This window comes from Kiloniella antarctica (genome assembly GCF_042682825.1).
In the GTDB taxonomy this organism is placed as follows: Bacteria; Pseudomonadota; Alphaproteobacteria; order Kiloniellales; family Kiloniellaceae; genus Kiloniella; species Kiloniella antarctica.
The window spans coordinates 942,864-965,255 of sequence record NZ_JBHUII010000001.1 but is presented as its reverse complement, the minus strand read 5'-3'; the positions used below and the strand labels follow the sequence as shown (position 1 = coordinate 965,255).

Annotated in this window: 27 protein-coding genes; 14 read left to right on the top strand and 13 right to left on the bottom strand. The window is 43.9% G+C overall.

The features are described 5' to 3' along the window. Nucleotides 1–699: a DNA polymerase III subunit epsilon gene (gene dnaQ, locus ACFSKO_RS04605; RefSeq protein WP_380248881.1), complete on the top strand. Its 699-nt coding sequence runs from the start codon at nt 1–3 to the stop codon at nt 697–699. Between the two features lie 102 nt (nt 700–801). Here the strand turns inward: dnaQ and secB are convergent, their stop codons facing one another. Both secB and ACFSKO_RS04595 read right to left on the bottom strand, forming a co-directional pair. Next, nucleotides 802–1,302 carry a protein-export chaperone SecB gene (gene secB, locus ACFSKO_RS04600; RefSeq protein WP_380248879.1) on the bottom strand — a complete coding sequence of 167 codons (501 nt, stop codon included), beginning with the start codon at nt 1,300–1,302 and terminating at the stop codon, nt 802–804. Nucleotides 1,303–1,452: 150 nt separating this feature from the next. Then, the gene (locus ACFSKO_RS04595) at nt 1,453–2,031 is read right to left on the bottom strand and encodes a histidine phosphatase family protein (protein ID WP_380248877.1); all 579 of its coding nucleotides are present in this window, start codon (nt 2,029–2,031) and stop codon (nt 1,453–1,455) included. 211 nt (nt 2,032–2,242) lie between these two features. Here ACFSKO_RS04595 and ACFSKO_RS04590 point away from each other — a divergent pair, with 211 nt between their 5' ends. After that, nucleotides 2,243–2,788: a thioredoxin family protein gene (locus ACFSKO_RS04590; RefSeq protein WP_380248875.1), complete on the top strand. Its 546-nt coding sequence runs from the start codon at nt 2,243–2,245 to the stop codon at nt 2,786–2,788. A gap of 92 nt (nt 2,789–2,880) precedes the next feature. Here the strand turns inward: ACFSKO_RS04590 and ACFSKO_RS04585 are convergent, their stop codons facing one another. After that, nucleotides 2,881–3,387 carry an FxsA family protein gene (locus tag ACFSKO_RS04585; RefSeq protein ID WP_380248873.1) on the bottom strand — a complete coding sequence of 169 codons (507 nt, stop codon included), beginning with the start codon at nt 3,385–3,387 and terminating at the stop codon, nt 2,881–2,883. A 114-nt stretch (nt 3,388–3,501) separates the two neighbouring features. Here ACFSKO_RS04585 and ACFSKO_RS04580 point away from each other — a divergent pair, with 114 nt between their 5' ends. The 4 genes from ACFSKO_RS04580 (at nt 3,502) to ACFSKO_RS04565 (ending at nt 6,832) form a co-directional block, all read left to right on the top strand. Next, nucleotides 3,502–4,251 (top strand): Tim44/TimA family putative adaptor protein, encoded by a 750-nt coding sequence (locus ACFSKO_RS04580; protein WP_380248871.1) that lies wholly within the window; start codon nt 3,502–3,504, stop codon nt 4,249–4,251. 62 nt (nt 4,252–4,313) lie between these two features. After that, nucleotides 4,314–5,552 (top strand): murein transglycosylase A, encoded by a 1,239-nt coding sequence (gene mltA / locus ACFSKO_RS04575; RefSeq protein ID WP_380248869.1) that lies wholly within the window; start codon nt 4,314–4,316, stop codon nt 5,550–5,552. 227 nt (nt 5,553–5,779) lie between these two features. After that, nucleotides 5,780–6,388: a Smr/MutS family protein gene (locus tag ACFSKO_RS04570; protein WP_380248867.1), complete on the top strand. Its 609-nt coding sequence runs from the start codon at nt 5,780–5,782 to the stop codon at nt 6,386–6,388. Between the two features lie 54 nt (nt 6,389–6,442). Beyond that, nucleotides 6,443–6,832 (top strand): helix-turn-helix domain-containing protein, encoded by a 390-nt coding sequence (locus tag ACFSKO_RS04565; RefSeq protein WP_380248865.1) that lies wholly within the window; start codon nt 6,443–6,445, stop codon nt 6,830–6,832. 136 nt (nt 6,833–6,968) lie between these two features. On the opposite strand, the gene msrA is transcribed toward ACFSKO_RS04565, so the two are convergent. The 5 genes from msrA to hslV form a co-directional block, all read right to left on the bottom strand. Then, nucleotides 6,969–7,475 carry a peptide-methionine (S)-S-oxide reductase MsrA gene (gene msrA, locus ACFSKO_RS04560; RefSeq protein WP_380248863.1) on the bottom strand — a complete coding sequence of 169 codons (507 nt, stop codon included), beginning with the start codon at nt 7,473–7,475 and terminating at the stop codon, nt 6,969–6,971. 1 nt (nt 7,476) lies between these two features. Further along, complete coding sequence (msrB, locus tag ACFSKO_RS04555) at nt 7,477–7,923, bottom strand: peptide-methionine (R)-S-oxide reductase MsrB (RefSeq protein ID WP_380248861.1); 447 nt, start codon at nt 7,921–7,923, stop codon at nt 7,477–7,479. 176 nt (nt 7,924–8,099) lie between these two features. After that, entirely contained in the window at nt 8,100–8,276 is a 177-nt protein-coding gene (locus ACFSKO_RS04550; RefSeq protein ID WP_380248859.1) for a DUF1737 domain-containing protein, read from the bottom strand. Between the two features lie 21 nt (nt 8,277–8,297). Continuing rightward, nucleotides 8,298–9,644 (bottom strand): ATP-dependent protease ATPase subunit HslU, encoded by a 1,347-nt coding sequence (gene hslU / locus ACFSKO_RS04545; RefSeq protein ID WP_380248857.1) that lies wholly within the window; start codon nt 9,642–9,644, stop codon nt 8,298–8,300. Continuing rightward, nucleotides 9,644–10,201, bottom strand: coding sequence for an ATP-dependent protease subunit HslV (hslV, locus tag ACFSKO_RS04540; protein WP_380248855.1), 558 nt, complete (start codon nt 10,199–10,201; stop codon nt 9,644–9,646). Before hslV ends, hslU begins: the two co-directional genes overlap by 1 nt. A 395-nt stretch (nt 10,202–10,596) precedes the next feature. Between hslV and hisB the strand changes: the two genes are divergently transcribed. The 7 genes from hisB (at nt 10,597) to ACFSKO_RS04505 (ending at nt 14,850) form a co-directional block, all read left to right on the top strand. Then, nucleotides 10,597–11,184: an imidazoleglycerol-phosphate dehydratase HisB gene (gene hisB, locus ACFSKO_RS04535; protein ID WP_380248853.1), complete on the top strand. Its 588-nt coding sequence runs from the start codon at nt 10,597–10,599 to the stop codon at nt 11,182–11,184. A gap of 72 nt (nt 11,185–11,256) precedes the next feature. Next, entirely contained in the window at nt 11,257–11,898 is a 642-nt protein-coding gene (gene hisH / locus ACFSKO_RS04530) for an imidazole glycerol phosphate synthase subunit HisH (protein WP_380248851.1), read from the top strand. After that, complete coding sequence (locus ACFSKO_RS04525; RefSeq protein WP_380248849.1) at nt 11,895–12,449, top strand: GNAT family N-acetyltransferase; 555 nt, start codon at nt 11,895–11,897, stop codon at nt 12,447–12,449. Before hisH ends, ACFSKO_RS04525 begins: the two co-directional genes overlap by 4 nt. 12 nt (nt 12,450–12,461) lie before the next feature. After that, nucleotides 12,462–13,187 (top strand): 1-(5-phosphoribosyl)-5-[(5-phosphoribosylamino)methylideneamino]imidazole-4-carboxamide isomerase, encoded by a 726-nt coding sequence (gene hisA / locus ACFSKO_RS04520; protein WP_380248847.1) that lies wholly within the window; start codon nt 12,462–12,464, stop codon nt 13,185–13,187. Between the two features lie 80 nt (nt 13,188–13,267). Next, nucleotides 13,268–14,029 carry an imidazole glycerol phosphate synthase subunit HisF gene (hisF, locus tag ACFSKO_RS04515; protein ID WP_380248845.1) on the top strand — a complete coding sequence of 254 codons (762 nt, stop codon included), beginning with the start codon at nt 13,268–13,270 and terminating at the stop codon, nt 14,027–14,029. 52 nt (nt 14,030–14,081) lie between these two features. Next, nucleotides 14,082–14,420 (top strand): phosphoribosyl-ATP diphosphatase, encoded by a 339-nt coding sequence (locus tag ACFSKO_RS04510; RefSeq protein WP_380248843.1) that lies wholly within the window; start codon nt 14,082–14,084, stop codon nt 14,418–14,420. A gap of 73 nt (nt 14,421–14,493) precedes the next feature. Next, nucleotides 14,494–14,850 (top strand): histidine triad nucleotide-binding protein, encoded by a 357-nt coding sequence (locus ACFSKO_RS04505; protein WP_380248841.1) that lies wholly within the window; start codon nt 14,494–14,496, stop codon nt 14,848–14,850. Nucleotides 14,851–14,928: 78 nt separating this feature from the next. Here the strand turns inward: ACFSKO_RS04505 and ACFSKO_RS04500 are convergent, their stop codons facing one another. Further along, nucleotides 14,929–16,485: a PAS domain-containing sensor histidine kinase gene (locus tag ACFSKO_RS04500; protein WP_380248839.1), complete on the bottom strand. Its 1,557-nt coding sequence runs from the start codon at nt 16,483–16,485 to the stop codon at nt 14,929–14,931. Between the two features lie 375 nt (nt 16,486–16,860). Here ACFSKO_RS04500 and ACFSKO_RS04495 point away from each other — a divergent pair, with 375 nt between their 5' ends. After that, nucleotides 16,861–17,100: a ParB N-terminal domain-containing protein gene (locus ACFSKO_RS04495; RefSeq protein ID WP_380249438.1), complete on the top strand. Its 240-nt coding sequence runs from the start codon at nt 16,861–16,863 to the stop codon at nt 17,098–17,100. Nucleotides 17,101–17,127: 27 nt separating this feature from the next. On the opposite strand, the gene ACFSKO_RS04490 is transcribed toward ACFSKO_RS04495, so the two are convergent. From ACFSKO_RS04490 to ACFSKO_RS04475, 4 genes are all read right to left on the bottom strand, one after another. Beyond that, nucleotides 17,128–18,654 carry a YifB family Mg chelatase-like AAA ATPase gene (locus tag ACFSKO_RS04490; protein ID WP_380248837.1) on the bottom strand — a complete coding sequence of 509 codons (1,527 nt, stop codon included), beginning with the start codon at nt 18,652–18,654 and terminating at the stop codon, nt 17,128–17,130. A 181-nt stretch (nt 18,655–18,835) separates the two neighbouring features. Beyond that, nucleotides 18,836–19,303: a 2-thiouracil desulfurase family protein gene (locus ACFSKO_RS04485; RefSeq protein ID WP_380248835.1), complete on the bottom strand. Its 468-nt coding sequence runs from the start codon at nt 19,301–19,303 to the stop codon at nt 18,836–18,838. 212 nt (nt 19,304–19,515) lie between these two features. Beyond that, complete coding sequence (locus ACFSKO_RS04480; protein WP_380248833.1) at nt 19,516–21,087, bottom strand: SulP family inorganic anion transporter; 1,572 nt, start codon at nt 21,085–21,087, stop codon at nt 19,516–19,518. Nucleotides 21,088–21,335: 248 nt separating this feature from the next. Next, on the bottom strand, nt 21,336–22,277 hold the full coding sequence (locus tag ACFSKO_RS04475; RefSeq protein ID WP_380248831.1) for a nitrilase-related carbon-nitrogen hydrolase: 942 nt from the start codon (nt 22,275–22,277) through the stop codon (nt 21,336–21,338). Nucleotides 22,278–22,392 lie beyond the last annotated feature (115 nt).

Here is a 22,392-nt window from a genome sequence, read left to right as displayed (position 1 = left end):
ATGCGTGAAATCATTCTCGATACTGAAACAACTGGTTTTAAGCCAGAAGAAGGCCACCGTATCGTGGAGATTGGTTGTATGGAAGTGTATCAAAACCTTCCGACCGGAAAATCACTGCAGCTTTATATCAATCCTGAGCGCGATATGCCTGAAGGTGCTTTTAAGGTACACGGAATTAGCTCAGAATTTTTGGCTGATAAACCGCTTTTCCCGCAAGTTGTCGATGAGTTTTTAGAGTTTATTGGTGATGATCCTCTGGTTATTCACAATGCGCCCTTTGATATGAAGTTTCTTAATTCAGAGCTTAAGTGGGCGGGAAAGCCAGCTCTGAAAAACAAGCCGATTGATACGGTTATAATTGCGCGTGAACTTTTCCCAGGGTCTCCAGTTAATCTGGATGCTCTTTGTCGCCGGTTTGAAATTGATAACTCCTCTCGGACATATCACGGGGCGTTACTTGATTGTGAACTTCTCGCTGAGGTTTATCTCGAGCTCCGTGGGGGGCGGCAGCATGGCTTTGACCTGAATGCCAATAAAAAGAACGATAGAAAAACTGGAGCAAAAGCTTCAGGGACAGGGCCTGTACCTTTAAGTGGAAAAGCTATTCGGGAGGCCCGGCCACACCTTGTTCCAGAAGAGGAGCTTGTGGCACACGAGGCGATGTTAGATCTTTTGAATGATCCACTTTGGAGAAAATAATGATCCTCGGTCTTTATTCTACTTCGACAATTTTATTAATAACAGGCATAGAAAAAGGGCAGCAAAAGCTACCCTTTTAAATACAAACCGATAAGTGGTTTATTATGCTTCTGCTGTTGTTTCGTCTTTTGCCATTTCTTCATTGGCAGATTGAGCAGCAGCTTCGTTTTTGCGTTGCATGAACATCTGATGAAAATCGATTGGGTTCATAATCAATGGCGGGAATCCACCGTCCCGTGTGATATCGGCTACAATATTACGTGCAAATGGGAAGAGGTAACGTGGAGATTCAACCATCAGAAGTAGCTCAATAATTTGAGCTTCGAGACCTTCAGCTAGTGTAACAACCGCGCCGTAGTCAAGCTCAACCATAAAGGCTGTTTTGTCGTCAATCTTGGCAGAACCACGAATGTTGAGAACAACTTCGTATGCTGTATCAGATAGTTGGGTCGGGTTTACATCTATATTAATGTCAAGCTGAGGTGCTTTTTCTGACATCATTGGATAAATCATCGGAGAATTTGGGTTCTCAAAGGATAGATCCTTGATGAATTGCATCTTGATTACCAGCGGCTGTTGCTGGGCTGTATTTTCTTCAGCCATAAAAAAGCTCCCTAAAAGTTTGCCTGTTTGGCTAGCATGCTTTGAAGGCCTGAACAACCAGGGATTAATGGATGGGATAATTTATCACACCCTAAAAGCCGGTCCTTAAATGGCGTATTTATAGAAATGTCTTTTAACTTATAGATCGACTTAATCTGCTCCGAGGAGAGTGTTTTCTGTCTTGTTCTCTGGATTGATGTCTAAAGAAGCTAAATTTACGTTCAAAATTTCACCATTTATCGTTTCCTTGCCCGTAAGGCTTCGAATAAAAGCCCAATGGCTAACCACAAGGGTTTTAGACCAGTCCCCAAGATCTAACATTTTTTGCTGGAATGCATGGCACCGTAATTTTACTTGGTGTTCTGTTTCATCCAAATCGGGCCACCAGTGTTCGTTTAGATTGTCAAAATCAAGGTGCGGCCAAGCTTTGGATAATTTTGAAGCGGTTGACCCTATGTCGCAGGAAAAAAATGCATGCTCGTGCACAAGCGATTCAATTTTAATAGGAATTTTTAAAATATCAGCAACAATATCAGCAGTTTGTAATGTTCTGGTATAAGGGCTGACAAGAATGTTGGTGATTTCTTTTTCCTTGAGACTCTCGGCAGCAGTACGAATTTGATTGCGACCTATGCTTGTTAGTTCCGGATCCGGAATGTTTGGGTCAATTTTGGTCTTGGAATAAGTGACGTTAAACTGGGATTGTCCATGTCTGAGAAGATACATCATTATTCCTAAGAATACGGGTGCCACTTAATTGGGATTAAGGACATAATATAGGTGATGTCATAATAAGAAAACTGCTGTTGATATATTTTTCTTAGGAATTTGAATTCATTGTTTTTTTGTAACATCAAGTTAATTTGATTAAGGAAAATTGGTGAAATTAGAACAGGCACCTATATATTTACCTTAATTCGACACGTCATCTAGGAATAACATGCTTATAGAAACACCGATTTGTGATTTTGGATGGAAAGCACCTGCGTTTTCACTCTCTGACTTCGATGGAAAAGTGTGGACGCTTGAAGATGTAAGTGGCCCAAATGGAACTTTGATTGCGTATATTTGTAATCATTGTCCCTATGTGAAGGCGATCATTGGTAATCTCGTTGCTGATGCTGAGAGACTACAAGCCGTAGGAATTGGTGTTGCGGCAGTTATGTCGAATGATTACCAACATTATTCTTCTGATTCTCCTGAGAATATGAAGTTATTTAGTCAGGAAAACAACTTCACTTTTCCTTATCTCATTGATGAGAGCCAAGAAGTTGCAAAGGCTTATGACGCGGTTTGTACGCCTGATTTTTTCGGTTTTGATACGGGGCTTGGCCTTCAATATCGTGGCCGTCTTGATGCATCAACAGCGAAGGTCATTCCTAATGCTAAGAGGGATTTACTTGAGGCGATGCTTGGTGTTGCTGCAACAGGTAAGGGACCGAGAGATCAAATAGCTTCTATGGGCTGTTCTATTAAGTGGAAATAATTAAGCTGAAATGATGAAAATAGAACCATTGTTAATGTAACGGCTCTACTTTTTTTGGTCAATGATGAGTTAAAATGATTGTTCTAAAACGTTCATTTTAATCGATCATGGTCATTTTTGGTAACGTCTTGAAAGTCACCATCGATAATATTGTTATCATTTTTCCAGGTGTTGGGACGGGTAAAAGGTGGCTGAGGGCTTGATTGCCCCGGCGATTGTTGACGCGCTTGGGCATTTTGCATTCTTGTGGAAATTTTTTTCCCCACGGTATTGCGTAAAATCTCCCGAACAGGAGGGAGTAGTAAACTAAATCCTATACTGTCGGTGACAAACCCGGGTGTTAGCAGTAAGGCACCTGCCGCGAGCAGGCAGATTCCATCAAAAATTTCCTGAGCGGGTACAGCGCCTTGATTAAGTTGTTTTTGTGCGTTCGCAAGCGTGGCAAGACCTTGAAGACGTAACATCCAGGTCCCGATAATTGCCGTGAGAATAATTAACCCTATGGTGCTCCACAGGCCAATTTGATCACCGACTTCTATTAAAACGATAATCTCCAACAAGGGGATACCGATAAAAAGAAAAAGGAAAATAATTCCCATACTTGCTCTTTCTTAAGCACTTGCTTATTTAAAGTATATATAGTGATTATTAATATAGGGGCTAAAACGGTCTCTAACTAGTAGTTGATCAATATTTATTGGAACAAATCACCCATGGGTAACGGTTTCCCTTTTTTTGAAATTGTTCTTCTCGCTGCTGTTGCAGTATTTCTTGTCTTAAGACTTCGCAGTACATTAGGTAAACGTACTGGCTTTGAAGAAAGACCTGATCAGGATCCTTTTGTACAGGATCAAAGAGAAAATGATAACGTCGTTAATTTACCGAATCGCGAAAAACGTCAATCTACTGATTCTAAATTTTCGGATGATTCAAACGAACCAGTCAAAGAAATTCGTACAGGTTCAATGCACAGCGGTAAATTGGCAGAAGACGTTATTCCTGCGAATTCGGAGCTTGCAAATGGCTTATCCGATGTTGCCAAAGCAGATCGGAATTTTGATTCCTCTGAATTCGTAAAAGGTGCAGGGATGGCATTTGAAATGGTCATCAACTCCTACGCTTCGGGGGATAAAAATACCCTGCGTGATCTCCTTGCCGATGATGTTTATAGTGGCTTTCAAGTTGCTATTGATGAACGAGAAGCTCAAAACCACGTTCATGAAACAGTGATGGTCGGGGTTTCTGATGCAGATATTATTGAAGCAGAAATGTCCGGAGACTATGCGGTAATTACAGTGAAATTTGTATCTGAGCAGGTCAACGTTACCCGTGATGCAAACGGTAATACCGTTGATGGTGATGCCAATCATGTCGTTAAAGTTACGGATATCTGGACCTTCTCTCGTGATACCCGTAATAATAATCCAAATTGGTTACTGGTAGAAACCCGCAGTCCCAATTAGACTTTGCCAATCGTTAACTACTTTTAACAGCTGATTCGCAAGGATTTGTTGGGAGATTGACATTGTCTTTTAAGGATTTTTCTATAACGCCACGCACTTGGTTTGGCCGCCCTCTTCTCATTGCAGTTGTTTCTGTTCTTTTAGTTTCTTGTGATCAGGTTGTGAAGAAACCTGCGCCAACGGGTACCTTGAAAGATAAGATTACACTGTCCAAAATCGCCTTTCCTGATCTGCCAGGGTGGCAGGATGACAAGGTTGTTGAGGCTTTTCCTGCACTTTCAAAAAGTTGCATACGTTATGCACGGTGGCCCGATGATAAAACTGTAGGGCCTGATGCTATTGCGGGAACAGCGGCGGACTGGAAGATTATTTGTGCCTCTTTATCCGATTTTATGGCGCATCCTGAGAACCACAAAGACTTTGGTGTCTGGCTTGAAGAGAACTTTGTTCCTTTCCTAGTTAAAAATAATGATGATCAAGAAGGCCTCTTTACAGGGTATTACGAGGCAGAACTGAAAGGTTCCTTTATTCAGGACGAGATCTATAAATACCCACTTTATGATGTTCCCAAAGACTTGGTATCGGTTCGGTTGAGTGACTTTGATGAACAGTTAAAGGGCACAACATTGGTCGGCAAGATTAAAGATAATCGTTTGGTTCCATATCATGAAAGAACCGAAATAGAATCCGGCGTTCTTAATGATCAAGGCCTAGAGGTTATCTGGTCTGATGATCCGGTGGATGTTTTCTTTTTGCACGTACAGGGGTCTGGCCGTGTAATGCTCCCCAGTGGAGAGGTAATCAGGGTTGGCTATGCGGGAAACAATGGCCATAAATTTTATGCCATTGGGCGTGCATTAATTGATGAAGAGATCATTCCAAGAGACAAAGTTTCTATGCAGGCAATCAGAACCTGGTTGAGAGAGAACCCTGAAAGAGCCAATGAAATCATGCAAAGGAATAAGCGCTTTATCTTTTTCCGGCAGATCACGGGAGAAGGCCCTATAGGCGCCATGGGGGTTGCCTTGACGCCTGAGCGTTCTCTCGCCGTAGATCCCCGTCACATACCTCTTGGTGTGCCTCTTTGGCTCGATACGACATGGCCGGGTACTGATGAGCCCTTGCAACGCTTGATGGTTGCACAAGATACAGGAAGTGCGATTACAGGACCTGTAAGGGGGGATTTTTTCTGGGGCCCGGGTGAGCCTGCATTAGCTCAGGCTGGGAAAATGAAGCAAAAGGGACGATACTATTTATTACTTCCTAAAGCGGTGGCTCAAAATCATGAGATAAGCGGATAAACCTGATATTTTTGTGCTAATACTGTAGGTAAAAAGGGCTGAGTTAGACAACGCTTCTTTTTACAATGGGCTTGCATTCCGCGATGAACTTCATTACCTCCGCATCAAGTTGTGAAAGCGAGTGAATCACCTTTTCCCGGTGGTACTGTGGTTGGTACATGGGAAAGTGGAGAGTCTTTCTTAACTTTTTTTACCCGATTACTCCCTAATGATTGTTGTGAAAACACGTGGCTAAAAAAGACAAATCTAAATCTTCTGTGAAGAAAGAACCTGATCTATGGCGTATGGTCTCTAAGACCGTTAAGCCACTGGAAAATCGGGATTACTATGTCTTTGGCCGCGTTCTCCCTCAGCCAAGTTTTGATCCTGATAAATTTGAAGCTGAATTTTCTGACAGTGATGCTGAGATTCCCTTTAAGCCCTATCGATCTGCACCAGCTAAATCCAGGCCCGTACCTGAATCTCTCAAGAAGAATTTAAGCCCGCTCTCTCATGGTCAAGTAGAGAACATGGACGGCAGACAGGCAGAACGTTTTACCAAAGGCAGAATGCCTATGGAAGCGATCTTGGACCTTCATGGGCAAACTCAAATTCAAGCAATGTCTTCTTTGACTTCTTTTATCCGTGACTGCAGAGCTAAAAATTTACGCAATGTTCTGATTATTACAGGCAAAGGTTCTGGCCCCCAGTCGCAAGGGGTATTGAAGACAATGGTTCCACGATGGTTGAACGATGAGACCAATAGAGGATCAATTTTAGCGTTCAGCCATGCGAAACATCATCATGGCGGCAGTGGTGCGTTATATGTGCTCTTGAAAAGGCGGCGGGAAAGTTAGAGACTGTCTAAGGCAAATCTCGCTACCTCTCTGTTTATACTGTATAATGTTCTTATGACACCCTTTGGACACAAGCTTCGCGAAATTCGTGCGGATCGTAACCTTACTCTTAAAGAAATGGCCAAAGGCTTGGGTGTGTCCTCAGCCTATCTTTCTTCTGTCGAGCATGGACATCGTGGGCAGCCGAGCCGGCGTTTTGTTCATAGAGTATGCCAATACCTGAATATCATATGGGATGATGCTGAAGAGCTTGAGGAGCTGGCGATCCGTTCAGATCCTAAAGTTTCGGTCAATACGGCTGGTTTAACGCCGAAAGCCACTTATTTGGCGAATTGTCTCGCCGAAAAGATTACCGATCTATCAGATGAACAGATCGAGGCGATGATGAGGATTATCAATGTTGATTTTAATAATGGTTCGGACCGGAACAAAACGACGGAATAAAGCAGAGCCATTCCTGTATCGAAATGATATCGCTTAAGGGGAATAAGCTTTATACAATAAAAAACAGGCGCTGTATAACGCCTGTTTTCTTATAACCGACTTAGTCAAAACTTATCATTTTAGTACTAAATTTTGCTTATTTAGTCACATCTCGTACGGGGAGCTTCCAATTCGGCCTTGGGAAATGGCAGGTATATCCAGCTGGAAAACGTTCTAAATAGTCCTGATGCTCTGTTTCGGCTTCCCAAAATGCACCAACAGGTTCAACTTCTGTAACAACTTTTCCAGGCCATAGACCGCTGGCATTAACGTCGGCAATCGTATCTATCGCTACCTGACGTTGGGCGTCACTGGTATAGTAGATGGCTGAGCGATAAGCTGTTCCACGATCATTCCCTTGTTGATCCGGTGTAGAAGGGTCATGAATTTGAAAAAAGAATTCTAAAATTTTCCGATATGAAATTTGTTCTGGGTTGAACAAAATTTCTATTCCCTCGGCATGAGTGCCATGATCGCGGTAAGTGGCATTTTCGACATCTCCTCCGGTGTAGCCAACCCGCGTTGTTTCTACACCTGGAAGCTGTCGAATAAGGTCTTGCATACCCCAGAAACAGCCGCCAGCAAGCACAGCTTGTTCAGTCATATTAAACGTCCTCTACTTGATCTAGATATTCGCCGTAACCCTCTGTTTCCATTTGGTCCTTTGCGATGAACCTTAAGGAGGCAGAATTAATACAATATCGCAGCCCGCCTTTGTCTTCAGGCCCATCTGTAAAGACATGACCCAAGTGGCTATCACCGTGTTTGGAGCGAACTTCGACACGTTCCATTGCAAGGGTAGTGTCTCTTAGTTCCGATACATTCGCGGGAACGATGGGTTTGGTGAAACTTGGCCAGCCACAAAAGCTGTCAAATTTGTCTGATGAGGCAAACAAGGGCTCTCCAGAAACAATGTCCACATAAATCCCAACGTCAGTGTTCTTGTAGTATTCCCCTGTATAGGGGCGCTCTGTACCATTTTCCTGTGTAACTCGATGTTGCTCAGGAGTGAGCTTTGCGATCGCCTCTTTTGTTAAAGTGTAAGTCTTCATTGCGACAAGATCCTCTTAAATCACCCTTTAGATTAACTTGGATATGGGGAGCTAAGATGAGAAATGCCAATAGCTCACAGTTAAACTTTACGTGAAATGATTTTTATTGCTCTGGTATATTAAAAAAGCAGGAGATGTTAGGCTCCTGCTTTTAAATTATAGCACTGATTTAAGGCTTATTTGGTATTTTTTTGTTCAAATAAAACGACAGCCTGTCCACAGACAACATCTGTTCCGTTGAACGTTAAAGCTGGAGAACCGTGGAGTTCATAGCCTTCTTCAAGAGCTTTTGAAACACGAAGACAAAACTGATCATCGTCTTTCCCGGTAATAAAGCGATAGCGTTGTTTCATTGTTTTCTTCAATTCACAATATTAGAGAATAAACTTCGACAAATCAGTATCTTTAGCAAGACTAGAAACGCGCTCAGTGACATCTTTAGCAGATATAATAACACTTTCTCCACCACGATCTGTTGCTGTGAAAGAGATCTCTTCAAGCAGCTTCTCAAGAACGGTATGGAGACGTCGGGCACCAATGTTTTCAACAGATGTATTGATATCGGCAGCAAGATCGGCCAAAGCATCTATCGCGGTATCTTCAAAGGAAAGAGTAAGTTCTTCTGTTCCCATCAAGGCGATGTACTGTTTGATAAGGCTATTTTCCGGCTCCAACAGGATGCGTTTGAGGTCATCTCTGCTCAACGCATTAAGTTCTACCCGGATCGGAAGACGTCCCTGTAGTTCAGGTAGCATATCTGAGGGCTTTGAAAGATGAAAAGCGCCTGATGCTATAAATAAAATATGGTCAGTTTTAACGGCACCGTGTTTTGTGCTGACGGTTGTACCTTCTATAAGAGGGAGAAGATCGCGTTGGACGCCTTCCCTACTGACATCTCCACCACTGCGTTCAGAACGGATGGTGATTTTGTCAATTTCATCCAAGAAGACAATGCCATTTTGTTCTACGTTGTGAATGGCATCGTGAATAACAGCTTCTTCGTCGAGTAGTTTGTCGCCCTCTTCCGCCATTAACAGTTCGTATGAATCTTCTACCCTCATACGTCGTTTTTTAGTCTTTTGACCAAGACTTTTACCGAAAATATCACCAAGATTGAGCATGCCCATGCTTGTGCCGGGCATCCCTGGGATATCCATGGTTGGCATTTGCATGCCGCTGGTGTCGTTCACTTCAACTTCAATTTCCTTGTCATTGAGTTGACCTTCACGAAGCATTTTCCTGAATTTTTGTCTCGTCTCTTCACTGGCACCATCACCAACAAGAGCGTTGAGAACACGGTTCTCTGCATTTTGCTCTGCCTGTGCGATAACAGATTTACGATGCGTTTCACGTGAAATCAAAATGGCTGCATCGACGAGGTCGCGGATAATTTGCTCAACATCACGACCAACATACCCTACCTCAGTAAACTTGGTTGCTTCAACTTTTAGAAAGGGTGCGTTTGCAAGTTTGGCAAGGCGGCGGGCAATTTCTGTTTTACCAACGCCAGTGGGGCCGATCATGAGAATGTTTTTTGGTAGAACTTCATCACGCATTTCATCTGAAAGCTGTTGGCGGCGCCATCGGTTACGCAGTGCAATTGCTACGGCACGCTTTGCTTCGTTTTGCCCGATAATGTAACGGTCCAGTTCTGAAACAATTTCACGTGGACTAAAGGCGCTGGCATGTTGAGCTGTTTGTTGGGTGTTTTTATCTGTCATTATTCGGCGTCCATACTTTCGACGGTCAAATTGGTGTTGGTGAAAACGCAGATGTCTGCGGCAATCCCCAAAGACTTTCGTGCTATCTCTTCGGCTCCGAGACCATCGATGTCGATCAGAGCTTTAGCCGCGGAAAGAGCGAAGGAACCACCAGAACCAATCCCCATCAGGCCATCTTCTGGCTCTAACACATCGCCATTACCGGTAAGGATCAGCGAGGTTGTGGCATCCGCGACAACCATCATTGCTTCCAGTCGACGTAGATAGCGATCTGTACGCCAGTCCTTGGCCAACTCCACACAGGCGCGTGTTAACTGGCTTGGATAGGTTTCCAGCTTTGCTTCCAAGCGTTCAAAGAGAGTAAATGCATCGGCAGTCGCACCAGCGAAACCGGCGATAACATCACCTTTTCCAAGGCGACGAACTTTGCGTGCATTTGCTTTGATAACGGTATTGCCCAGGCTCACTTGGCCATCGCCGGCGATTACCACTTTGTTACCTTTGCGGACGGACAAGATTGTCGTGCCGCGCCATTTAATAGGATCGTTTTCAGACATGTTTTTGAAATGGTCCATTCATTGCGTCGCGTCAAGGGATGATCTTACGGGAAAAGTGTGTTTCTGCTGTTATGAACAAATTATTGTATCTTTTAACCAGCAAATACCTCTCCTGAAAATTCGATTTTGTGGCTATTTCATACTAGGTCCTTTTGGGGATGACAATAAAAGGTGTTGGAGATAGCTCATAGGAATAACGCGTGGATTTGTGTATGGAATTTTTATTTGCAGTGATCAAAGCGCTTTTGAAAGATAATCGTACTGGCATGAACGGGGCTGACCTGCTACAAAAGCCGCGACTTTTCTTGTACTAGAAGAAGATCGGTTATCTATACAACTTTCGTTTAAGCTCTTTCGTCAAGAGCTGCGAATCAGTCATTGGGAAGGACCCCCCCGTGCGGCAGGCAAGTATTGAACGCAATACCAACGAAACGCAAATTACCGCAACGATCAATCTGGATGGTTCCGGTACGTATGATGTGCAAACAGGCGTGGGATTTCTCGATCATATGATCGAACAGCTATCCCGGCACTCTTTGATGGACATTACTTTGCGTGCGAAGGGGGATTTGCATATCGACTTCCACCACACGACAGAGGATGTGGGGATTGCTCTTGGTCAGGCTTTCAAAGAAGCATTGGGTGACCGTAAAGGGATCAAGCGTTATGGTTCGTGTCTCTTGCCAATGGATGAGGCTTTAAGCCGTGTTGCACTGGATCTGTCCAACCGACCTTATTTGGTGTGGAATGTGAATTTTGATCGCGATAAAATCGGAGATATGGATACTGAGTTATTCAGAGAATGGTTTCAGGCGTTCTCTTTTAACGCTGGCATGACGCTCCATGTGGATCAGTTACATGGGTTTAATAACCACCATATTGTCGAAGCCTGCTTCAAAGCCTTGGCACGTGCCATTCGTGAAGCCATTGAAATTGATCCGCGTAAAGCGGATGAAGTTCCCTCGACCAAAGGTGTGCTCTGATTCAGGTATTCCTGATTGGATGCCTAAAATCATGCCTAAAATCATGAGAGAGAACTTGATGAGGTACAATAAATGACGCTCGTGATCATCGACTATGGGTCAGGTAATCTTCGTTCTGCTGCCAAAGCTTATGAGCGCGCAGCAAGAGAATCTGGTTTGAATACACCTGTGCTTGTCACCAGTGATCCTGAAGCCGTTCTGACAGCCGATCATATCGTACTGCCTGGGGTTGGTGCCTTTGCGGATTGCTGGCGCGGTCTTAACGCGACAACGGGTATGATAGAAGCTCTGCACGAACAGGTCATTCAAAAGGGGAAACCTTTTATGGGCGTCTGTGTTGGGATGCAACTTATGGCGAGCGTTGGTCGGGAATATAAAGACTGCGAAGGCTTGGGTTGGATACCGGGCGAAGTGATCAAGATGGACCCAGAAGATCAAAATTTAAAGATTCCTCATATGGGGTGGAATGAATTAAAGGTTCTAAAAAAACATCCGGTTCTTGATGGCCTGGAGGATGGAACCCACATTTATTTTGTTCACAGTTATCATTATGTCGCTGAAAACAAAGAACACGTTCTTGCTGAAGTTAACTATGGCCATGAGATCACGGCTGTTGTGAGTAAGGACAACATGATCGGTACGCAGTTTCACCCTGAAAAAAGTCAGGAAGCCGGGCTAAAGTTATTTGCCAATTTCCTAAAGTGGAAACCATGACCTCTACTCCTACGATGCCAGACCTTCCGCCCACAGTTGTGGTTAATGAGCTAACCGAATTTCGCGGACCCGATCTCTATGATCTCTGTGATGCGACTGAAGCTGCTATTGAAGATGGGGGTGGTTTTGGTTGGCTACGGGTTCCGGAACGGGATGTTCTTGAGAATCATTGGCGGGGGACGTTGCTCATTCCAGGGCGGCAGATTTTTGTGGCACGGCTTGATGGTACAATCTGTGGTTCTGCACAACTTCATTTACATCCACGCAACAATGAAGCCCAAGCTCATGCGGGTAAGTTATCCTCTTTTTTCCTGGCCCCTTGGGCACGCGGGCACGGTTTAGCTTTGAAGATGGTTAAGGCAGTAGAGCAAGCAGCAAAAGAGCGCCATCTGTGTGTGCTAAATCTGGATGTTCGTGAAACGCAAAAGCAGGCGATTCGTGTTTACGAGCAAATCGGCTTCACACGTTGGGGAACGCAACATAGCTATGCCAAGGTCGATGACCAATGGGTAGCAGGTCACTTTTATAGTAAGTTATTGAATAATTCCTGAGGACGATAGGACATGATTGTATTCCCGGCAATTGATCTCAAGGATGGTGAAGCTGTTCGTCTTCTTAAGGGAGATATGGACACTGCGACTGTTTTTAATACCAATCCAGCCGCACAGGCTAAAGAGTTTGAAGACGCTGGTTTTGAATTTTTGCATATGGTCGACCTAAACGGTGCTTTTGAAGGGCGTCCGGTGAACCGTGGTGTGGTGGAAGAAATTATCCAAACGGTGTCAATGCCGACCCAACTGGGCGGTGGGATACGGGATCTCAAGACGATTGAGCAATGGCTAGAAACAGGTGTTTCCCGCGTAATCCTGGGTACTGTTGCTGTTAAAAACCCCAATCTTGTGATCGAAGCCTGTAAGGTTTTTCCGGGTAAAATTGTGGTTGGAATTGACGCACGCGGCGGCATGGTCGCAACTGAAGGTTGGGCTGAAACCAGTGATCTGGAAGCTACAGAATTGGCCCGAAAGTTTGAAGATGCGGGTGTAAGTGCCATTGTTTATACGGATATTGACCGCGATGGCCTGCTCCAAGGATGCAACGTTGAATCAACGGCTAATCTGGCGCGCGCCATATCTATCCCGGTTATTGCCTCTGGTGGTGTTGCTTCGGTAGAAGACATTAAGCAACTTAAGCTTGTCGAGGCAGCTGGTATTGAAGGTGTTATTTGTGGCCGTTCTATTTACGATGGCCGGATTGATCCGAAAGAAGCTTTAAGAATAGCTGCTGGATAATTGATTGAGCTGTACAATTTTCAGCTTTTTGTCTGGTCGTAATATTGGTTTGAGGGTCTTTGAAACCCCTGGAGAGTAACATGCTTAAGGCACGCATCATTCCATGTCTTGATGTCAAAGATGGCCGCGTCGTAAAAGGCGTGAACTTCGTTGGCTTACGAGATGCTGGAGATCCCGTTGAACAAGCACGGCTTTATGACAAGGCAGGTGCAGATGAACTGTGTTTCCTTGATATTACAGCGAGCCATGAAAAGCGCGATATCATGCTGGATGTGGTTTCCCAAACGGCTGAAGAGTGTTTTATGCCCCTCACAGTTGGTGGTGGTATTCGTACTCTTGAGGATATTCGGGCTTTGTTACTTGCTGGGGCTGACAAGGTTTCGATCAACACAACAGCGGTCACCAAACCAGAGTTTGTGAAAGAAGCGAGCGAGAAGTTCGGCAGTCAATGTATCGTCGTTGCGATTGATGCGAAGCAAGTATCCCCTGGAAAGTATGAGATCTTTACCCACGGTGGTCGTAAGGAAACCGGACTGGATGCTGTTGAATGGGCACAAAAAATGGAAAGCTACGGCGCTGGGGAGCTGCTTTTAACCTCCATGGATCGTGATGGAACGAAACAAGGTTATAACCTTCCCTTAACACGGGCGATTGCGGATGCTGTTCGTATTCCAATTATTGCATCTGGTGGGGTCGGCAATCTCGATCATCTCGTTGACGGTGTTAAAGAAGGTCATGCCACGGCAGTTTTGGCGGCATCTATTTTTCATTTTGGCACTTACACGATTGCACAAGCAAAAGATTATATGGCAAAGGCGGGTGTCCCCGTTCGACCAGTATAAATGATCTTAAGCTGGTTGGGTGAAAAGCAAGAATGAGAGCGGAACAGAAATAATGAGTACGACAAAGATATCTGCAGAGGTATTGGATGAGCTTTATTCGGTTATATTGAGCCGCAAGGGCGATGATCCTTCAATGTCTCATACTGCGAACCTTTTTTCCAAAGGGGTGAGTAAAATCGCCCAAAAGGTTGGAGAAGAAGCCGTTGAAACTGTGATCGAAGGTGTAAGCGGTTCAAAGAAAGAACTCGCAGCGGAATCAGCGGATTTACTTTATCACCTTATGGTGCTTTGGGCTGAGCGCGGATTGAAACCCGAAGATATATGGGCTTTGCTTGAAGGACGTAAAGGTGTTTCAGGAATTACTGAAAAGGCTTCGCGACCTAATAGTTAAGGTCTTTTGATTTTGACTTGATCCAATTATATCCCATTAATTACAGAGTAATTTTAAGAGGAAGTTTTAAGCCATGGCATATGATCAAAATAACATTTTTGCAAAAATCCTTCGTGGGGAAATTCCCTGTGCCAAGGTCTTTGAAAATGATCATGTACTTGCCTTTAATGATATTGCAGCAAAAGCACCCGTTCATGTGCTTATCATTCCCAAAGGTGCTTATATCTCCTTTGCAGATTTTTCTCAGAATGCTTCTGAAGAAGAAATTGTCTCCCTAAACCGTGCCATTGGGGAAATTGCACGTGCAAAAGGCATCGTAGAAACGGGCTATAGAGTGATTTCTAACCATAGTGAGCATGCGCGCCAAGAAGTACCGCACTATCATGTACACTTGCTTGGTGGAAAAGACTTGGGTGGTTGTTTTAATTAACAAAGATAGTTTTTGCGATGCTTAAAATAGATTTTGATTAAGAAGAGTTTTCGCCCCGTTAATTACCCTTTTTAAAATTTATATTTTGTCTTTGAGTACGGCCATTTCGGAGGGGAAATGGAGAATGGCGTTTGTTCCAACTCCAGTCTCACTGATCAGTTTGAATGTGCCTCCATTGATAACGGTGAGTGATCGTGAGAGTGGAAGGCCTAGCCCTGTCCCCTCGTATTTACGCTCTAGGCTGCTATCGACCTGGGTAAAGGGGCGAAGGGCGATTTCGATTTCAGACTGATTCATACCTATACCATTGTCTTCAATTTCAATAATAAATCCGTCATGTTTTGTGTAATTGGCAGTGATATTTACGGTCCCTTTGTCAGCTGTGAATTTAATCGCATTAGACAACAAATTCAATAAGATCTGCTTTATACTACGCTCATCTATTTTCATAGAAGGTAAGTCGCAAGACACGTTTGTCTGTAAGGTAATACCGGCGCTTATGGCCTTGGTCTGGACAATTTCAAAAGAATGATCAATGGCGGATTTGAGGCATATCTCTTTTTGAGTGAGGTTTAATTCTCCGGCTTCAATCATAGATAGATCAAGAATATCGTTAATCACACTCAGAAGGTGGCTACCGCTTTTGTGAATATCATTGACGTATTCTTGATATTTTGGATGACCGAGTTCGCCAAACAATTGTTGTTCCATCACTTCAGAAAAACCAATAATGGCGTTTAACGGGGTTCTGAGTTCATGAGTCATAGTTGACAGAAAGGCTGTTTTTGCCTGACTAGCACGTTCGGCATGATCCTTTGCTACCCGAAGAGCACGTTCAACCTTTTTGATTTCTGTTAGTTCCACATCGATGCAGTACATTTCATACTCGCCTTTACAGTTTACGAGCATAACGTGGCTTGAATAAACAGCGATCGGGCTTCCCTCTTTATTTCGGAGAGTAATTTCTCCAGAAGGAATTGGTTGGTTGCACTCCAGCCAGCGTTTATGGGCACTGATTATTCGTTCGTGTAAATGTTCGGGAACGATCAAATCTTCTAATTGTCCCCCCATTGCTTCACTCAGAGTGTAACCGTAAAGCTGCGTACTGGCATTGTTCCAATATATAACGCGTCTCTCTTGGTCATAGCCCTGAACAGCTATGTTCTCTATTTGATCAAATATTGCCCTGAATCTGACTTCTGGAACGAGGTTGATTTGCTCTAGATTAGAAGATTTAGCGAGAGGCTCAACATACCCTTCAAAGGCGATAATAGAGCCGTATCGATCTCTAATGGCTACACAGCTTTCACTTACCCATTGTGTTGTGCCATCCACCTTAAAGATTTGATAGACGATATGGCTTAATCGATCTTCTTTGCGAAGCCTATCGTATGTATCGCGTCGGAAGTCCAAATCAGTATAAAGCTGGCAATTCGGAGATTGAATGTAGTCAAAAAATTCTTCTGATGTTTCTAGTCCAAAAAGTTTTGCATAAGCAGGATTTGCGGCTGAAAAATATCCATCGAAATCCGTTCTATACATCCCATACGGAGAGTTGTTGACCATACTTTCGCATGAATCTAATTCACCTGCATTTAAATTAGAGGGTGGTTGTGTGTTGTTATATGCAAGCATTGCGAGTCCTATAAATTGATTAGGGGCAAAGGCACAAGTTGTTGCTTATTATATACACACTTAAGTTGTATTTCTTAGTAAATATTTTGTTAACAATTATTTTTTTAAAACAAATAAGTAAAATTATACTATAATTTCATTGAGTTAGGATGTAAAATAATGCAGTGAATATTGAACCAATAAGTCGCATTAATTTGGATTCTATTTATCTCAAATGCAAACTATATATGAAATTTTTAAGATGAAATTAATGAATATATGAATGCATTTTGAGACTGTTTCAGTAATAAAAAAATCGATGTTTTCAAAACTTGACCAGGAAAGATAGACTGGCAAACATAACAACATAATTAAGGACAGTATCTCTTGCTCAAGGTGCATATTCTGAAGATAGAAGACATTTACGTACCTACTGAACGTCGGAAAGAGCTTGATCCTACAAAAGTGGACCAGGTAGCCGAAGAAATAATTAGTGAAGCTGAAGAACGACCAATCAGTGTACGTAAGGGCAAAGAACGGTATGTTCTTTTACGAGGTATTCATCGACTGGAAGCCCATAAAGCGTTGGGAGAAACAACGATCAAGGGTTATATAATGAACGCGTTACAGCGCTAGTTTGGTGGCTGGTATACGTACTTAAATCTACCTTGATTTGTTTCTTCTGTACCGCAGAGCCTCTGCAATATGGTTGGTCTGGATACGATCTTGACCTTCTAAGTCCGCGATGGTTCGGGAAACCTTCAAGACTCGATGATAGGAACGGGCTGAAAGCTGAAATTTATCAGCGGCTTTTTGCATTATGTTTAACTCGTCGTTACCGAGCTCGGCTATTTCCTCTAAAATTTTACCCTCGGCTTCTGCATTCGCATGGGGGCGAATTTCTTTTGGATAGCTTGAAAAACGTCTTGTTTGGACGTTTCGTGCAGCTTGTACACGGGCTGCTATTTCCGCGCTACCTTCTTTGGGTGTGGGGAGAGAAAGATCTTGGGACCTGACAGGTGGTACGTCTAGATAAAGATCGATCCTATCGTACAAAGGGGCTGATATGCGGGCTTGATATTGAAGACTGCATCGTTGCCCACGCGCACATATTTGTGTGACTGGATCAACTTCCCCGCAACGACAGGGGTTCATTGCAGCAATCATCTGGACACGTGCAGGATAGGTAATATGCGCTTCTGCTCTTGCAATTGAAATTTTTCCAGTTTCCAGTGGTTGGCGGAGACTTTCCAATACGTTGCGGTTAAATTCAGGAAGCTCATCCAAGAAGAGAACCCCTCTATGTGCCAAGGATATTTCGCCCGGTTTTGCCTTTGATCCACCTCCTGCAATGGCAGGCGCTGATGCAGAATGATGCGGGTCTCTAAATGGACGTAAACTTTTTAATTCACCGTTCTTTAGTAAGCCTGCAAGAGAGTGAATCATGCTTACTTCAAGGATTTCTTCTGGTTCAAGGTTTGGCAATATTGATGGTAATCTTGACGCTAACATGGACTTTCCAGATCCTGGAGGTCCGTTAAAAAGGAGATGATGATTTCCCGCTGCTGCGATTTCAAGAACCCTTTTGGCTGTTTCCTGCCCCTTCACATCTTTTAAATCAGGCAAATGAGCGCGTTCATTTACATTACTGTTAATTACAGGCTTGGGTACTGTTAAAATTTGCCGCCCATTGATGTGGTTTACAAGGGCGAGCAAGCTCTGAGGTGCAATAATATCTAAGCCTTTTACCCAAGCGGCTTCTGTTCCTTGGTTTACAGGGCAGATGATCCCTTTGTCAGTTGCGTGGGCGTGAAGAGCCGTGGGAAGTACGCCGTTGACCCCTCTGATCGTGCCATCTAGTGCAAGTTCACCAAGTGCGACGTAATTGAAAAGCTCATTAATAGGCATAATTTCCATTGCGGATAGGATGCCCATGGCAATTGGGAGATCAAAATGGCTTCCTTCCTTTTGTAAATCAGCAGGGGCGAGATTAACGGTAATCCTTTTGGGTGGTAATGCGAGGCCAATAGCCGTCAATGCGGCTCTTACTCTCTCACGGCTCTCTGCGACGGCTTTATCGGGAAGACCAACAATATTAAAGGCAGGAAGCCCGCTAGAGAGTTGTACTTGCACTTCGATATCAACGACCTCAATACCTTGGAAAGAGACCGTGTTTATTTGAACCGTCATATAAATAATCGCCGATTAAATAGTTCGTTAAAGAACAAAGAGGGAACTTTAGTGTAGCAGGTATATGTACATGTAAAAGTAGAAAATTAAATATAGATCGGAAGGTGTGATAAATGAGAGAGTTATAGGAAGGAGCGGAGACCTAAACCAGAATAATGTAGAGTTTAGTTTAAAGGGGAAATTAGAGCAGTTTGAGTGCTTTATCTATTTCTATTTCGCTGAATACTCTGATGCCATTTGCTTTTAAAAGCTCTGTTACTTTACCCGCACCGTTAATTTTTTTGCCAGAAAAGGAGCCGTCGTAGATAAAATTACTACCACATGAAGGACTATTTTCTTTTAGTATTGCGAGTGAGATTCCGTGTTTTTGGCATAGTTCTAGGGCTTTATGAGCACCTAAAACAAAGGCCTGTGTTAAATCTTGACCATCTTCTGTGACGACCTGGTCGTTGTTTATTTCTGCCGAGGGGCGGGGTATGGGGAGACCTGCAGCCGTTTCTGGGCATAACAGGATGACGCGACCATCTTTTTGAAGCTGAATAAGTTGATCTGGCCCTTTGGTTGCGTAACGCCCATCATAGCGGACGGGTTGCCCCATAAGACAAGCACTAACAAGGATTCGTGTTTTTAGGGTTTTAGTTTGGTTCACTGTGCGTTTCTTTATAGATTCGTGATTTTTGGCTTATTGTTTTTTTTGTGAATACGTCCTGTTTATCTCTTTTCACCATTATGCACGAAGATTTTTTATATTGGATGATTTTAATTAAAGGAAATTACTCTTAGTACGTAGATTTAATATTAGCAGAGCGACAAAAAAAGGGAGCTAGAGCTCCCTTTTTAATAAACAGATTTATTAAAACGTTAGAGGCGAGCAGCTTCTGCTTCATCGTTTTCATGATACATCTTCGTATAATCCACGAGGACGCCGTAGTGTGGATCGCCTTCTTTGTCTTCCTCAATCATGCTGACTGATTTTTCGAGAAGGTGGCTGCAATCAGGACTCAAATGGCGGAGATGCAGGACTTTCCCTCGGCGGGTGTAGCGTTCGGCCAAGGCATCAATTGCTTCTAAACCGGAATGATCCCATACCCGGGCGTTCTTGAAATCGACCACAACATCATCGGCGTCTTTTTCAGGGTCAAACAGATCACGAAATGAGCTGATTGAGCCAAAGAAAAGTGGTCCGGAGATTTCATACACAGTTGTTTTTCCGTCTTCAGTTGTACCAATACGGGCGTAAATGTGCTTGGCAGAATTCCAGACAAAAACAAGTGATGAGACTAAAACACCAACGACTACGGCGATGGCTAGATCACTGTACACGGTAACACCAGAAACGAGAATGAGGACAAACGCATCTGATTTTGGGATGCGATGCAAGATACGGAAGCTCGACCATTCAAAGGTGCCGATCACAACCATAAACATCACGCCGACAAGAGCGGCCAATGGAATGAGTTCAATGAGGTCTGAGGCAAAAAGGATAAAGAACAACAAGAAAGCAGCGGCAGTGAAGCCAGAAAGGCGTGCTTTACCACCTGATTTTATATTGATCATGCTTTGGCCGATCATCGCACAACCACCCATACCACCAAAAAAACCTGTGACGACGTTGGCAACACCCTGCCCCACGCACTCTTGTGATGTCTGCCCCTTGGTTTCTGTGATCTCGTCAATCAAGGTGAGAGTAAGCAAGGATTCAATCAAACCAATCGCAGCCAGGATAAGAGCGTAAGGAAAGATAATATAGAGGGTTTCTAGGTTATACGGTACATTTGGAATGCTAAACTCTGGCAATCCGCCGCCAATTGAGGCCATACTGCCAACTGTCGGTATGTCCAGGCCGAAGCCAATGACAACAGCTGATACAACAACAATGGCAACAAGTGGAGCTGGCACCAAGGATGTAATACGCGGTAAAAGAAAGCTTATTGCCATGGTAAGAGCGACAAGACCGAGCATAATGTAAAGTGTTGAACCGCTGAGCCACTCACTATTCGGGTCTGTAGGATTAATAGTGAATTGGGAAAGTTGTGCGAGGAAAATAACGATCGCAAGTCCGTTCACAAATCCAAGCATTACTGGGTGTGGTACAAGTCGAATAAATTTCCCGAGCCTGAAAATCCCAGCTGCTACTTGTAAGATTCCCATCAATACGACCGTTGCAAAGAGATATTGCACCCCGTGTTGTACGACAAGAGACACCATGACAACAGCTAGAGCACCTGTCGCGCCAGAAATCATACCCGGACGCCCGCCTATTAGGGATGTAATAAGACCAACGATAAAAGCTGCATAAAGGCCAACAAGAGGATCGACCTGTGCGACGAAGGCAAAGGCGACGGCTTCAGGTACGAGAGCAAGTGCAACGGTTAACCCCGAGAGTACTTCGGCTTTGATATTGCGCGGGTCGCAAAAATTGTAAGCTTTCATGGTGTTCCGATCGGATCATTTAATCAATCGTCCGAAATCGTTCGGCGCGATCAAAATTAAAGGCGATCTAATCCTTTTGGAAGAACCGCCATATCTGTTTCTGGCGCGCTTTTAACAAATTTATTGGGATTAGAAAATAACTAATCGAATGAGTCGGGTATGTGCTGAGCTCATACCGTTCCAATTCAAGTAGATGAGGAGCTGAAAGCTATATGACCGCCTTGCTCTAATCACTCTTACATTCAGGTCTAGACTTCTTCAACAACAACATGATCGGCGGTCCAGCCGCCGGGCCAGACTTCGGCAGATCCGTTTCGAAGTTTTCGGATTTCTTCGATTGGGATATCTTTAGCCACGATTAAGGGACCAAGACCGACCGTTGTATCTGAAGGTGAAATTTCGGAGGCAATGCCTTTATGACCCAAGCTTTCTTCGCAAGGTAAATAAACTGCGGCAGCGGATGTCTGATTTTGACGTTTTTCGCCCAAGAAACTCGTTGCTCCAATGGGCCCAACAACCGCCACAGCAGCTTGTAATTCGATAGCGCGGGCTTTTGCGCATCCAAAGACGCGGTTATATCCTGCGAGCTTTGAAGTCATTGAAGGAACAAGGACAAGGTCAATATTTTGATCAGCAATAAGAGAAGACAGAGCAGGCATTTCAATGTCCAAGCATACCAAAATTGCCATTCGGACTCCACGCCAGGTGAAAACCTTGACTTTGTTACCCGGCGTTAGGTTCCAGGCCTGCAGGCTTCTTTCGTTAGGAGTGAGGCTGAGTTTGTCTTGGGTAATGTAGGGGCCATCGGGAAGAAATAAGTGAGCGCGGTTGTAATACCCTCCGTTATCATTAACGGGCTCTCCGGATAATTCGTCCTTTATATCAATCGCGACAGGAAAGGTTCCGGCCAGAATTGCGATGTCGTAATTGGAAGAGAGATCTTTCAGGAGTTCAATTGCTTCTGAAGCTTGCGTGGCCATCCAAGGGATCTCTTCGTCAGGGCAGATACCTGCTGGAGCAAACGACATCCATTGCTCGGACAGGTATTCAGGCATAACAAGAAGATCTGCACCAGAACTTTTAGCGCTTTCTACCCGAGTTCTAACTTGGCCAATCCATTCTTGAAGTGACTCTAAAGGAATTTCTAAATTTACAGCCCAAAGTGCGAGGGACAAATTACAAGTGGTCACATTTACTCTCCTGTGTTGCTTCTCTTATGGCATAGATTTTCACAGAAGAGGTAATCTTTACTCAAATTTAAATACTAAAGTTAATTGGCAGATAGGAATAACTGAATTAAAAAGA